At 43.6% G+C, this 12,589-nt stretch carries 13 protein-coding genes; 7 read left to right on the top strand and 6 right to left on the bottom strand.

The features are described from left to right. Positions 1 to 441 precede the first annotated feature (441 nt). Positions 442 to 1,299, top strand: a complete 858-nt coding sequence (locus DNL43_RS02680; protein WP_056981697.1) for an alpha/beta hydrolase fold domain-containing protein — start codon at positions 442 to 444, stop codon at positions 1,297 to 1,299. On the opposite strand, the gene DNL43_RS02675 is transcribed toward DNL43_RS02680, so the two are convergent. Further along, the gene (locus DNL43_RS02675) at positions 1,277 to 1,933 is read right to left on the bottom strand and encodes a YczE/YyaS/YitT family protein (protein ID WP_054769702.1); all 657 of its coding nucleotides are present in this window, start codon (positions 1,931 to 1,933) and stop codon (positions 1,277 to 1,279) included. The genes DNL43_RS02680 and DNL43_RS02675 overlap by 23 nt on opposite strands. A 150-nt stretch (positions 1,934 to 2,083) precedes the next feature. Here DNL43_RS02675 and DNL43_RS02670 point away from each other — a divergent pair, with 150 nt between their 5' ends. After that, the gene (locus DNL43_RS02670) at positions 2,084 to 2,704 is read left to right on the top strand and encodes a hypothetical protein (protein WP_056981695.1); all 621 of its coding nucleotides are present in this window, start codon (positions 2,084 to 2,086) and stop codon (positions 2,702 to 2,704) included. A gap of 350 nt (positions 2,705 to 3,054) precedes the next feature. Here DNL43_RS02670 and DNL43_RS02665 read toward each other — a convergent pair whose 3' ends face one another. Further along, positions 3,055 to 3,261 (bottom strand): hypothetical protein, encoded by a 207-nt coding sequence (locus DNL43_RS02665; RefSeq protein WP_056981693.1) that lies wholly within the window; start codon positions 3,259 to 3,261, stop codon positions 3,055 to 3,057. A gap of 152 nt (positions 3,262 to 3,413) precedes the next feature. On the opposite strand from DNL43_RS02665, the gene DNL43_RS02660 reads away from it, so the two are divergent. The 3 genes from DNL43_RS02660 to DNL43_RS02650 all read left to right on the top strand — a co-directional run bounded on the left by DNL43_RS02660 (position 3,414) and on the right by DNL43_RS02650 (position 6,414). Beyond that, the gene (locus DNL43_RS02660; RefSeq protein WP_054769700.1) at positions 3,414 to 3,653 is read left to right on the top strand and encodes a hypothetical protein; all 240 of its coding nucleotides are present in this window, start codon (positions 3,414 to 3,416) and stop codon (positions 3,651 to 3,653) included. Positions 3,654 to 3,843: 190 nt separating this feature from the next. Beyond that, positions 3,844 to 5,355 (top strand): glycerol kinase GlpK, encoded by a 1,512-nt coding sequence (gene glpK, locus DNL43_RS02655; RefSeq protein ID WP_056981691.1) that lies wholly within the window; start codon positions 3,844 to 3,846, stop codon positions 5,353 to 5,355. A 90-nt stretch (positions 5,356 to 5,445) separates the two neighbouring features. Then, complete coding sequence (locus tag DNL43_RS02650; protein ID WP_054769923.1) at positions 5,446 to 6,414, top strand: IS30 family transposase; 969 nt, start codon at positions 5,446 to 5,448, stop codon at positions 6,412 to 6,414. Between the two features lie 61 nt (positions 6,415 to 6,475). Here DNL43_RS02650 and DNL43_RS02645 read toward each other — a convergent pair whose 3' ends face one another. From DNL43_RS02645 to DNL43_RS02630, 4 genes are all read right to left on the bottom strand, one after another. Beyond that, positions 6,476 to 6,925 carry a hypothetical protein gene (locus DNL43_RS02645; RefSeq protein ID WP_054769472.1) on the bottom strand — a complete coding sequence of 150 codons (450 nt, stop codon included), beginning with the start codon at positions 6,923 to 6,925 and terminating at the stop codon, positions 6,476 to 6,478. 25 nt (positions 6,926 to 6,950) lie between these two features. Then, a complete protein-coding gene (gene rlmD / locus DNL43_RS02640) occupies positions 6,951 to 8,336 on the bottom strand; it encodes a 23S rRNA (uracil(1939)-C(5))-methyltransferase RlmD (RefSeq protein ID WP_056982752.1) in 1,386 nt (461 codons plus the stop codon). 562 nt (positions 8,337 to 8,898) lie between these two features. Further along, positions 8,899 to 9,747, bottom strand: a complete 849-nt coding sequence (locus DNL43_RS02635) for an aldo/keto reductase (protein WP_054769473.1) — start codon at positions 9,745 to 9,747, stop codon at positions 8,899 to 8,901. A 42-nt stretch (positions 9,748 to 9,789) separates the two neighbouring features. Next, positions 9,790 to 10,272 carry a GNAT family N-acetyltransferase gene (locus tag DNL43_RS02630; protein ID WP_056982754.1) on the bottom strand — a complete coding sequence of 161 codons (483 nt, stop codon included), beginning with the start codon at positions 10,270 to 10,272 and terminating at the stop codon, positions 9,790 to 9,792. A 128-nt stretch (positions 10,273 to 10,400) separates the two neighbouring features. On the opposite strand from DNL43_RS02630, the gene DNL43_RS02625 reads away from it, so the two are divergent. After that, positions 10,401 to 11,261 (top strand): oxidoreductase, encoded by an 861-nt coding sequence (locus tag DNL43_RS02625; protein WP_054769475.1) that lies wholly within the window; start codon positions 10,401 to 10,403, stop codon positions 11,259 to 11,261. Between the two features lie 402 nt (positions 11,262 to 11,663). After that, the gene (gene thiM, locus DNL43_RS02620; protein WP_056982756.1) at positions 11,664 to 12,452 is read left to right on the top strand and encodes a hydroxyethylthiazole kinase; all 789 of its coding nucleotides are present in this window, start codon (positions 11,664 to 11,666) and stop codon (positions 12,450 to 12,452) included. Positions 12,453 to 12,589 lie beyond the last annotated feature (137 nt).

Below are 12,589 nucleotides of genomic sequence, written 5' to 3'. Positions count from 1 at the left end.
TAAGGTAAATCAAAATTGATTTTATCATTTCTGACAAATATGAGGTGAATAGCAAATCGAATTTTCTATTCGAAAATAATGATACCCCAAATGTTTAACTAAAGTGTGAATAAATTGTGAAGATTTTGTGACTTTCCAAAATTTGTTGGAGTGATACAAAATAAGGAACAAAAAAGATAAGACACGGGGATGTCTTATCTCAAGTTACCTATATTCTTAGGGGAAGAATATGAATACAAAAGTAATAAATTAAAGGGGGATTTAATTTATTACTACATAAAATGACGTATCACTTTATGTTTATATACTTACTATATAGAATGAATATGACCAAAGGTTGAACAAATTGTGAAGATTTTGTGAACTTTTTGAAATTTATCAGATAAATTTGCTTTAAAAAATCATTTATGATAGTTATTATATGAAAAAGGAGAAACGACTATGAGCTTTATGGCTAAGCGGTTACTCAAGAAATTTCGAACCGAAGATTACAAGAAAAACGTTGCTCACAGCTTTTTAAAACCCAATCAGAAGATCAATATTTTTCGTCAAAATCAGGATAAATACAAAATTTATCCGGTTAAAAATGGTCAATTGGTGACATTCGAACCAATTTCGAATCCTACCAGTCAGATTTTGTATTTTCATGGTGGCGCCTTCACGGTACCAATGAATGAAGACCAGCTGGAAATGATCACCAAGATTGCGGTCGAGTCAAACAGCCGAATTGAGGTGGCGGATTTCCCACTGCTGCCGAATCATCATGCGGATGAATTGCTGGCATTCTCTCAGGAGGCTTTTGAAATTGCCACTGATTCTGACCTGCCGACTTTCGTTGTTGCCGATTCTGCCGGGGCAAAGTTGGCCTTGCAGCTGCTGGTAAACAATCCCGGAAAAGTAGCGGGAACCAGCCTAATTTCACCATGGTTGGACATGAAGCTCACTGATCCGGAAATTGAAAAGCGGTCTCAAGAAGACGTGCTTCTGGATTTACCGACTCTCCAAAAAATCGGTGGCTGGTTCGAAAGCGGCACATCACCAGAAACGTGGGTTGATTTTAGTGATTCTTCTCAATTACAGGATTTGGGAGACATCCAAATTTTCTTTGGGGCGAATGAAATGCTGGTACCATCCAATCGTCGATTCGTGCAGGCATTGACTGATGCAGCAAACACAAATCCACTGGTGACTGAATTTAAAGACGTCTGGCATGACTACACGTTGTGGTTTAAACTCTTGGAAACAAAAAAGACCTTTAAGCAAATTGCTGAATTTGTTAAAGATCGACATGGTGCTTGAGCTTAGGAAAGGCGTGGGTATCGGACCATTTCATCATCGATCCTTGGAAGGTTAATGCAAATACGGTTCCGAAACCAATTGCGTACAGCTTGCCGGTAAAAATATATGAAGCAGTGATAATGATGACTGGCGGAATGTAGCTTAGCCACTGAGACAGCACCGCACTGCCGTGAATGTATTTGAACCGGATGATGTAGGCCAAGTCGTCGTTGGGATGCATAATCAAATTGGCTCGGGCGTACATGGAAACCGCCATTGCGACACAGTAGAGACCAATAATATCCAAGATTAGTCGAATATAGAAGTCCATTGCGGGGACGCCAAGCGAGTTAAAGATCAACGTAAAGAAGGCAACCAGGTAACTGAATGGGACGGTATAGAGCAGGTTTGAGAAGAATCGCCGCCGGTCAAACGATCCCAGCAGAAGCTGATTTGCCAGAGTGACGATGATTCCATAGAGAAACAGCGTGGTGCCCAGGGGGATGTGAACCCATTTGGATAAATTAACCGCAGAACCGGTCCAAACGGCACTTCCCAGATTTGATGAAATTGCCAGGGCGTTTCCAGCTGAATTGATAATGATTGACAGGCCCAAATAGTACAGGCGCTGTTTGAAATCTTTCATTTTAGCCATGATGTCTTCAAATTCTCCTTAAAATTCCGATGAACTTCATTGTATAATATTTGCTTTGGTTTGAACACATATAGGTAAGGGCGTGACAGGTCAAATTGGTACTGTTCTTCCGCAATTCGTGTTAATATTCAAATTAGAGGAGGCGGTCTTGTGGAACAAAAATATTCGGAAGTAGAAGCTGAAAAACATTTCGAAAATAATCGTCTGTGGTTTCGACGATTTCAAACAACCCGCTCATTTCGAAAGTTAACAAAACCGGAAAGAGCAGCTGCCGGCTACATTACCCAAGCATTTGTTGGGTTAGCCTATAAGTATCAATTACGAGGTCCACGGCAATATTCTGCAAAATCTGTCAAAGAAGTTATTTTAAATTTATTTCCTGCAAAAATCGCGGCAACAAATGTTTTTTTCACGTCAGTCATTCCAGTGATGCGTCGATACTTTGTCTTCCTGAGCGCTCAGCATAAGGTGAGCAATGCCAAGACGCTAATCAGAGCGTTGGATGGCATTAAGATCGGAACATTGTTAAGCAGCCATCGAGACATGAATAATTGGGATCAACATAAGCGCCTAGGCATGCAAGTACTGATGGGCTATAAGCTGGATGCTGATCCGGAAAAAATTGCGGCATATGAAGAAGATTATAATATGGGAGTCCCACTGAGATTCTGCTTCGATTTCAGCGTCAACCGACCACCTAAAAACATTATTTTATTAACGGAAAAATTACGCAAACGTTTTGAAAATGTGATGTATGAGAAAAACAAGTAGAGCGCGACGAGACCCGGTTAGGGCCCGGAGTACAAGGGAAAACGGACAATGATGAACGAACCTGTTCATCGTTGTCCGTTTTTTCTTGTACAGTAGGGCCCTGGGTCGTCGGAGCGTATTTCGAAAGCAGAAGGGAGCAGAAAATAAAATAAGTGCTATATCCCAAAGATGATTTAACGAACTCTTTTTCTTGTGCAGCAGTGGGTCCAGGGCCGTCGTCCACTGGAAAAAGCAGAAGGGAGCACAAGATAAAATAAGTGCTGCAGTACTGGCGTGTTCCATCCCACACAAAAAAACGCCCCGCAGAAATCCACGAAGCGCCTCACAAAATACCTATTCGTCTATGTAGACTACTTTAATAGGGTTACTTTTTTGATATTCCCCAACTTGATGACCATAACACCTTTGGCTGGCCGTTCGATGAAGGCCTCATCGTCATTGACTGCAGCAACACTGCCAGTCAGCGTGCCGTCAACGGTTTCAAGCAGTACGAGCTTGTGATTTTTGTATGCGGTCATCAATTCATTTGAAATTTCTTTCGTTGCAATAGTCACCATTGTCACCTCTTATGATAAAATTAATTATAGTTCACAAATCTGCTTAATGTAAACAATTTTTCTCACAAGCGCAACCTTAAGAATAATTTATGAGCATTTTTTTGCATTTAGCGCTAAAGTGGATATATAGGTTAAGTGAAAGGGGTATTAAAATGACTGAACGTCAATTGATTCAAGAAATTTTAAATACTGTTGATGTTATTTATAGTTTTGTAAACACCGACGATGACAAGAAGGAATACGAAATCGTGATTAACCGTCAGGATGGGGATCACCGTCCACTCGAGAACGTCAACAAGGAAATCAAGCATTACTTCACTGACGCCAACTTTAGTTACGACGAAGAGCTCAATGACAACGGCGACGATATTCATGTTCAAGTAAAACGATAATTGGTCTAGTTGAATATTACTTCACAGAAGTTATTGAACAGGCAATTTGAATTGCGATGCACGTTATGGTATAGTTCATAATGTGCTTTTTTCATATAGTCAAAAAGGCTGTATACTATAACTAAATCAAAGTTACTTAAAAATTTTTCAGAGAATATGTAATCGCTTTCTAGTGATCGGAGGGAATTTGATGTTAACAGATACACCAAAATATGTTTTATCAATTGATCAAGGTACCACTTCCACCCGGGCAATGATTTTTGATCACAACGGCCGCAAAGTTATTGAAGCGTCGAAACCTGTTAAGCAGGTTAGCCCCCACAACGATTGGGTGGAAACTGATCCCAACGAAATTTGGACATCCGTTTTGAATGTGATTTCTTCTGCATTCATTGATGCTGGAATCCATCCCGAAGATATTGAGGGAATTGGGATTGTTAACCAACGTGAAACAACGCTTATATGGGACAGAGAGACCGGTGAGCCGATTTATAATGCCATTGGCTGGCAGTCAAAGCAAACCGCTGGTCTAGCCCGTAAATTGAAGAATGACGGGTATTCCGGCATGATCCACAAGAAGACCGGGCTGATTATTGATTCATACTTTTCAGCTACCAAAGTCCGTTGGATTTTAGACCACGTTGACGGTGCTCAAGAACGTGCCGAAAAGGGCAAATTAATTTTCGGAACCGTTGACACCTGGCTGGTTTGGAAACTTTCCGGTGGGGAGTACCATGTGACCGACTTTTCCAATGCCAGTCGTACCATGCTGTTTAATATTCACACTCTCCAGTGGGATGATGACATTTTGAAATTATTAAACATCCCCAAGTCAATGCTGCCGGAAGTGAAGACTTCCAGTGAGCTTTATGGAACAACCAAGAACTATCAGTTCTATGGGATTGAGGTTCCAATCGCCGGGATCGCCGGTGACCAGTCAGCCGCTTTGATTGGGCAGTTGGCATTTGAACCCGGCATGATTAAGAACACTTACGGTGATGGTGCATTTATCATGATGAACACGGGATCCAAGCCGGAAATTTCGGATGACAACCTGTTAACCACCATTGCGTACGATTTAGACGGGAAAGTCACTTATGCCCTTGAAGGATCGATCTTCGCGGCTGGGACCGCCTTGTCCTGGTTGGCTGACAGTTTGCAGTTAATCGACAACGTTCCCGAATCACGGCAGGCAGCCATGAATTCCGAAGATGACGATGAAGTGTACGTTGTTCCGGCATTCAATGGTTTAGGTGCGCCATACTGGGAACAAGATGTCCGTGGAGCGGTCTTTGGCCTGACCCGTGGAACAACTAAAGATGATTTTGTCAAAGCTACTTTGCAGTCAATTGCTTATGGAACCAAAGACATCATTGAAACAATGGAAAAAGACACCAATATTCACATCCCAGAATTAATGGCCGATGGTGGTGCCTCACGAAACAGTTATCTGATGCAATTCCAAGCTGATATTTTAAATATTCCGATTCAGCGGGCAGCCGATGAAAATACGACGGCATTCGGTGCGGCAATTTTGGCTGGCTTGGCAGTCGGCTTTTGGAAAGACATTGATGAAATCAAGAGCCTTCAGGAACCTGGCCGAACTTTCAAACCAAATATGGAAGACTCCCGACGTCAGAAATTATATCGGGGTTGGAAAGCTGCGGTTCAAGCAACAAGAGGATACCGAGTTCGAATTTAATCACCCTGTTTGTAAAATTAAGTTAGAAATTTAAAAAGCCATTTGTGATAGACTTTTGAGTGTTGAAATCAAAAGAAAGGCTGATCACAAATGACCTATACTCATCTTACCATAGACGAACTCACTACAATTTATTCCTTTTGGAAGCTCAATAAAAAGGCTTACCGAGTAGCACCAGCACTCCACCGGAGTGCTGAAACCGTTTATCGCATCTATCGTTTTCTTGACGCTGGCGGTACGCTTATTGATTACCAACAACATTATCGACGGCACAAACAACATTGTGGGCGTAAGCCCATTCAACTAGCCCCTGATGAACTGGTTTATATCCAAGCCAAAATTCAAGCGGGGTGGCAACCAGATACAATTATTAATCGCCACGAACGTTCTTTTAGCTGCGGCGTACGAACCCTATATCGCATTTTCAAACATGATGCTTTTGGCTTGTTCGCCAAAGATTTACCCATGCATGGTCAGCGTCACCCTAATGGGTACGTTGAACGACGAGGAAAAGCTGGGCAATTGGGCAGAGATTTAAAAACCCGTTATCAGGACTATCCTAATTTTAAACGAGAATTCGGTCATTTAGAAGGCGACACGGTTCAAGGCAAAAACCATCAGGGTGCCGTAACCACACTGGTTGAACGGCAGACCAAGGTCGCAATTGTTTTGAATTCACATACCAAGTCATCACAAAACGTCAATCGTAGTTTAGCAGCCTGGTTGACGAAGCTGCCACGCCACTTGTTTAAGTCCATCACGTTTGATAATGGTAAGGAGTTCGCCGGTTGGCGAACGATTGCTAACCAGTTTGATTTAAATATTTACTTTGCCGCTGTAGGAGCACCCAATCAACGTGGGTTGAATGAAAACACCAACAACTTACTTCGTAAGGATGGGTTGCACCATGATCTCATCATGGACCAGCTATCAGATGAATTTGTCCAGGCTGTTGCTAGTCGACGGAACCATATTCCCAGAAAAAGTCTCAATTATCAAACACCACTTGAGGCATTCGTAAATCAAATCACTGATGAGCAGCTAAAATTTCTAACTTAATTTGACATTTGAAGTCATTAAAAAAGTCCTTCAACTTAAATGGTTGAAGGACTTTTTGTGTTTAATTGTTGTTTTTATCTTGAGGCTCTTTCCAATATTTCGCGCTTGTCAGCAGTTCTTTTGAACGATCATCGGCTGGTACAAAACCGATGTTGAACAAATGCTTAAAGTACATCATATTGTAAATCAGCATCCAAACGATTCCAAGACCGTATGAACCGAATGAATAGGCAATTTGGAAAGGTTCACCCATTCCAAGTGAGAGTGCCATTCCGGCGATAATTTCAACTCCGGCCATACAGAGGAGGTTGTACCAGTCCGACCTGAAAATTGGCACCCAGAGATTAAACAGCAGGGCGGTAAATGATGGTCCCACCTTGGCGATTCGAATCTGACCGTTTGTTTTATTGACAACCGTCGCAAAGTTTGGTGGAATCGGCAACCCCATTGGATTGTTGGGATCGTTTTGATTGTTATCATCATTGTTGCCGTTACCAAATGGATTTTGCATCGGGAACCTCCTTTCGGATTATTGATTATTTTTTCTTGAATTTAACAACACATTCACAGCGTGAAGTTTGTGGCATCAAATCAACTGATTGAATGTATTCAACATTATACTTCTCAGTCAATTTTACTAGATCCTGAGCCAAAGTCGATGGATTACAGGAAATATAGACAAACTTTTTCGGAACGATGTCCAAAATTGTGTCGATGAGTGAGTCGGCCAAGCCAGTCCGTGGTGGATCGACGATCAGGGCATTAGGTGTCCAACCGCCTTCAATCCATTCCGGCAACAGGTCTTCAGCTTCTCCAACTTCGTATAAACAGTTAAAAATACCATTTCGAACTGAATTGGCGTTGGCGTTTTCGACAGCTTCGGCGATGGTATCCATCCCCCGAACTTCTCGAACCTGCTTGGCAACGGATAATCCAATCGTTCCGACACCGGAGTAAGCATCAACCAACTTTTCATCACCTTTAAGGTCAAGTGCTTTGAAGGCTTGCTCATAAAGAATCGAAGTCATCTCAGGGTTGGCCTGCAGGAAGGCTCTTGCGGACAAATCAAATTTCAATCCGTTCAAGACTTCGGTAATGGTTTCCCGGCCGGCCAGATGAATCATTTCTTCTCCCCAGATCAGGGAAGTTTTACCAGGGTTGACGTTTTGCATGACAGAAACAACTTCTGGTAATTCTGCTTTAATCCGTTCGAGTAATTGATGCTTCTTGAGTAATTTCTTGCTTTGGGTGATGAATGTTACCTGAACCTGATCCGTGGCAATTGCTGCCCGGACAACCACCGTCTTGATGATGCCGGCATTCATGTCTTCATCATAAGCAGGGATTCCAAGCTCATCGATCATCGTCACAATCGCCCGCATGACTTTCATCGTCAATGGGTATTGTAAGGCAGAAGTTTTCAAATCAACAACGTCATGACTGCGGGCTTTGTATAATCCGGCAATCGTGTTGCCATCGGCGTCTTTTCGAATCTGGAAAGTGGCCTTGTTTCGGTAGTGGGTTGGATCTTCCATCCCAATAGTTGGTAACAGCTTAAATCGGCGGTAACCGTTTGGCTGGTACTTTTCCAAGGATTGACGAACTACGTCACGCTTGAATTCCAGCTGCTTTGGATAGGCTAAATTCTCCAGCTCGAAACCACCAACGTTATTGGCATAATCGTCGACTGGTTGAATTCGATCCTTACTCTTTGTCAAAATTTCAACTAAGCGTGCCCGAATAAAGTTATTTAAATCGTCGGTAACTTCGACGACCACTTTTTCAGTTGGCAGGGCACCGGGTACAAACACTAATTTTCGTTCGTAATACCCGATTCCTTCACCGTTGATGCCCATGCGCTTAATATCAATTGTTAATTGTTCACCCTCGTTTACGTGAACTTCATTATTATCGTTATACATTGAACCGTCCTTATTTTCTGTGACCTTTAATATTCCTAGTTAATAGTATGATAGCACATCACGTGTGAAATTCGTATGTGAAGGGGAGTGGTGGGCTAATAAAAAGAAGGCCGGAACAAATGTGAAAGTTTTGTTCTGGCCTTTTTGAAATGATTGTTTATTCAAATTGATGTGGAATTCGGGTTAGTGGTGAGTGGGCGAATGTTAACTGGTTGAAACATCCTGTCCTTATCATTACCTAAACGTGTTTCGACGGCCGGCTGAAAGCTTGCCTAGCCTACTTGGCGACGTACCTGACCTTGGCCTTGTCATACTCTAAACGTGTTCCGACGGACCTGACCCCTACTGCATAAGCTAATTCAATCAACAAGGAACTAAGCCCGTTCCTTATTGCTCGAATCACCTTATGCTCCGGGGCCACCCGGTCCTCGTCACACTCTAAACGTGTTTCGACGCAACTGAGGCTAACTTCTAAGTGCCATTCAATCAAACCCCAGAACCGGGGCTTTAATCGAATGACCCTTAGAAACCGCCTCACCCGTTGCTCGTCACACTCTGCTCCTTACCACGTCGCCTTATCCGGATCCGTTGCCAATCCTGCCTTGCCGTGGAAGCCGTCAATTGTCTTCATGTCTGAATTTGATAAGTTGAAATCAAATATGTCGGCATTTTCCTTGATATACTTCTCATGAACTGACTTAGGCAGTGGTAGGAATCCGTGCTGGAGTGACCAGCGGAGGACCACTTGTGCCGGTGTCTTATCGTACTTTCTGCCAATGGTTGCCAATTCCGGAATCTTGAAGATTTCGCCGGTACCAAGTGGGCTGTAAGCTTCGGTTAAAATATCGTGATCGTCGTTATATTCAACGACTGCCGGCTGCAGGTCCGATGGGTTGATGAACATTTGGTTGACCATTCGCTTTACCTTGGCCGTTTCCAATAAGGCATCCAGGTGTTTCGGCCTGAAGTTGGAAACACCAATTGCCTTGGCAGTTCCCTGGTCATAAAATTCTTCCATGGCTCGCCATGATTCGGCGTTGGCCTGCTTCCAATTGTCACGGAAGGCAACTGGATTTGGCCAGTGAATTAAGTAAAGATTGACGTAATCCAATCCTAATTTATCAAGCGAGCGGCCGAATGCTTCCTTGGTCTTTTCATAACCGTGATCGGCATTCCAAAGCTTTGTGGTGACGAACAAGTCCTCGCGGGGAACGCCGCTGTCCTTGATTGCCTGGCCGACACTTTCTTCGTTACCGTATGCGGCAGCGGTGTCAATGTGGCGGTAACCGGCATTTAAAGCAGCCAGCACAGCGTGATAGGCTTCATCACCGTCAGCTGACTGCCAAGTACCAAAACCAACTTGAGGAATCTTAACTCCGTTATATAAGGTGTAAGTATCTGTTAATGACATATTGAATCCTCCTTATGTGTTTCTACCTTTATTTTATAGAAATCAAATATTAAGTACAAAGAATTTATCCATCGAGGAGTGTTCACCATTGTTGAGGGGATGGCCCAAGTCGGTAAATCCGTATGATTGATAAAGGTGGACGGCTTCTACGAGTGAATGATGGGTTTCCAAATAAATGGTTTTGTACCCGGCGCCTTTGGCAAACCCCATGGCAGTGTCCAAGAGCCTGTAACTGAGATGCTGGCCGCGGGCGGATTCTGTGATATACAATTTTTGAAGTTCAGCAATCTTGTTAACCGGATCAAATTCAGCGATCCCATTGCCGCCAAGGACGTCATTATATTTATCGACAGCGACAAAATATTCCCGGTTATCTTTTTTATCGTAAAAGCTGCTTAAATGATCTAATTCTTTGTCAAAGTAGGCAGTGCCGGGGATGTCGAGCCCGTATGATTTTAACGAAGCACGAATAATCGTTGCCATCCGGGGATCGTCGCCAGCTTCAATCGGCCTGATTTTTACCATACTGTCAGCTCCTTTCATTAATGTTTGATTAGCATGTTACCACTTTTGGAATTGCAGAGTAAAGCCCATGTGAGCGCTTTAACGTGATATACTGGAATTAATTTAAGACAAGTTCGGGAGGGATCACTATGGATCAAAAAGTTGCGATTGTTACAGGTGCTTCATCAGGAATCGGCAAGCAGATTGCCAAGAACCTCTATCGAAATGGAATGAAAGTCTATGCGTTGGCTCGTCGGGTTTATGCGATGAATGAACTCGATGACTTGGGCATTCACACAATGCATCTTGATGTAACCGACCATGATGAAATTGATCGGGTGGTGAGTCAGATTGTTGCGCAAACTGGTCGAATTGACGTTCTGGTCAATAATGCCGGAATTGGCTCATTTGGTTCTGTCGAAGAAATGACACTGACTGAAGGCGAGTATGAATTTAAGGTCAACGTCTTTGGATTGGTCAAAATGATTCAGGCGGTCCTTCCGGTAATGCGTAAACAACACAGCGGCCGGATCGTCAACATGTCGTCAATGGCTGGTAAGCTGGGTAACATGCTGCTTGGCAGCTGGTACATCGGCTCAAAGTTTGCCGTTGAAGGCATCAGTGATTCACTGCGTCAGGAACTGAAACCATTTGGCATTGACGTGGCGGTTATTGAACCCGGCGCAATTCAATCCGAATGGAAAGATGGCGCAATGGATCGAATGATGGAAGCTTCCGGCAGTGGCCCATATGCTAAATTGGCCCGCAGATCGGCAGCGTTCTTCGCCATCTCATATAAGTTTGCGGCAGCACCAAGAGTCGTCGCTCGTGCCGTGGATCGGGCAGTCTTTTCAAGAAGGCCGAAAACCAGGTACGCAGTGGGAACTGGTGCAAGACCAGCGTTGCTGATGAAGCGAATTTTGCCGGACAAGTGCCTGGATGCATTCTTTGAGGCGTTGAATAAGTATGCTCAACAGGTGGTTAACAGGGAAACAAGTCAAAACAGATAGCAATTGACCACCTTAATTAAATAAAGTACCATTAAATCAGAACCACACTAGGGGAACTGCTAGAAGCAGCTGAGACCGACCTGAAAGGCCGAAACCCTTGGAACCTGTCAGTTAGGACTGGGGTAGGAAAGTGAGAGAGTGCGACGAGGACCGGGTGAGGCGGTGTGTAAGGTCGAAATAATTAAAATCCTGGGTTTGGATTTAAATTATTTTGGACTTACACGTTAGCCTCAGGTCCGTCGGAGCACGTTTCAGCTAGGTGAAATGCGAGCATCACACCCAACATTTACACCCAACCGAAAGCCAACTAAAAAATCACAAACCAACCACAACCCGGAGCTGCAGACACCAAGTGTCTTCAGCTCCTATTTTTGTAGAACTAATCAAAAAGGAGAAGAAAAGATGAAAATCGATTTACTAGATACATTACGGAAAAAGAACCCAATTGCTTTTAACATTTCAAACTTTGTGACTGTTCAGGATGTTGCCAACGGAATTAACGCATTAGGGGCATCACCAATTATGTCCGAGGAGAAAAACGAAGCTGAGCCAATGGTTCAAATGGCTGACTCAGTGACAATCAACCTGGGCGCATTTACCGAAGGCCAGCTAGACCAAATTAGTGCGGTTACAGCATTTGCCAACAAATACAAGAAGCCAATCATTATTGATCCGGTGGCTGTTGGAGCAGTTGAATACCGGAAGGAACGTTGTAATGAGTTGCTCGATCAAATTGATGTTGCCGTTATTCGTGGTAACGCAGGTGAAATTGCCGCATTAGCTGACGTTAAGTGGAATGCCAAGGGAATTGATGCCGGTGAAGGCAGCGGTAACTTGGAAGAAATTGCCAAGAAGTTGGCTAAGAAACGCAATTGTGTGGTTGTCGAAAGTGGCAAAACCGACATTATCACTGATGGTGATGCCGTTATCCGAATTTTCAATGAAACCGATTTGTTCAAACTTCACGTAGGTTCAGGCGATATGCTGTCCAGCACGATTGGCTGCTTCTGTGGAATTGAACATGATTATTTTGAAGCAGCTCAAACAGCAACGGCCATCTTTGACGTTGCCGGAGAAGTGGTTGCCAAAGCAATGGACAAGCCACTGGCAGGATCATTTGGTGTGCGGTTAATTGATGAATTGCATTTGATTGATACAAAGACGGTGGAGAAGAACGCAAACTTTGAATAGAGTGTGACTCGCAACGGGTGAGGCGGTTTCTAAGGGTCATTCGATTAAAGCCCCGGTTCTGGGGTTTGATTGAATGATGCTTAGAAGTTAGCCTCAGGCCCGTCGCCAAGTAGGCTAGGCAGGCTTTCAGCCGGCCG

This window comes from Lentilactobacillus kefiri (assembly GCF_009739535.1).
In the GTDB taxonomy this organism is placed as follows: Bacteria; Bacillota; Bacilli; order Lactobacillales; family Lactobacillaceae; genus Lentilactobacillus; species Lentilactobacillus kefiri.
The sequence above is the reverse complement of the archived record's forward strand: the minus strand, read 5'-3'. Positions and strand labels throughout refer to the sequence as shown.

What these genes read in the sequence shown, in the direction of transcription:
- DNL43_RS02680 (WP_056981697.1), top strand. Translation starts at nt 442, where the DNA reads ATGAGCTTTATGGCTAAGCGGTTACTCAAGAAATTTCGAACCGAAGAT.
- DNL43_RS02675 (WP_054769702.1), bottom strand. Translation starts at nt 1,933, where the DNA reads ATGGCTAAAATGAAAGATTTCAAACAGCGCCTGTACTATTTGGGCCTG.
- DNL43_RS02665 (WP_056981693.1), bottom strand. Translation starts at nt 3,261, where the DNA reads ATGGTGACTATTGCAACGAAAGAAATTTCAAATGAATTGATGACCGCA.
- DNL43_RS02660 (WP_054769700.1), top strand. Translation starts at nt 3,414, where the DNA reads ATGACTGAACGTCAATTGATTCAAGAAATTTTAAATACTGTTGATGTT.
- glpK (WP_056981691.1), top strand. Translation starts at nt 3,844, where the DNA reads ATGTTAACAGATACACCAAAATATGTTTTATCAATTGATCAAGGTACC.
- DNL43_RS02650 (WP_054769923.1), top strand. Translation starts at nt 5,446, where the DNA reads ATGACCTATACTCATCTTACCATAGACGAACTCACTACAATTTATTCC.
- DNL43_RS02645 (WP_054769472.1), bottom strand. Translation starts at nt 6,925, where the DNA reads ATGCAAAATCCATTTGGTAACGGCAACAATGATGATAACAATCAAAAC.
- rlmD (WP_056982752.1), bottom strand. Translation starts at nt 8,336, where the DNA reads ATGTATAACGATAATAATGAAGTTCACGTAAACGAGGGTGAACAATTA.
- DNL43_RS02635 (WP_054769473.1), bottom strand. Translation starts at nt 9,747, where the DNA reads ATGTCATTAACAGATACTTACACCTTATATAACGGAGTTAAGATTCCT.
- DNL43_RS02630 (WP_056982754.1), bottom strand. Translation starts at nt 10,272, where the DNA reads ATGGTAAAAATCAGGCCGATTGAAGCTGGCGACGATCCCCGGATGGCA.
- DNL43_RS02625 (WP_054769475.1), top strand. Translation starts at nt 10,401, where the DNA reads ATGGATCAAAAAGTTGCGATTGTTACAGGTGCTTCATCAGGAATCGGC.
- thiM (WP_056982756.1), top strand. Translation starts at nt 11,664, where the DNA reads ATGAAAATCGATTTACTAGATACATTACGGAAAAAGAACCCAATTGCT.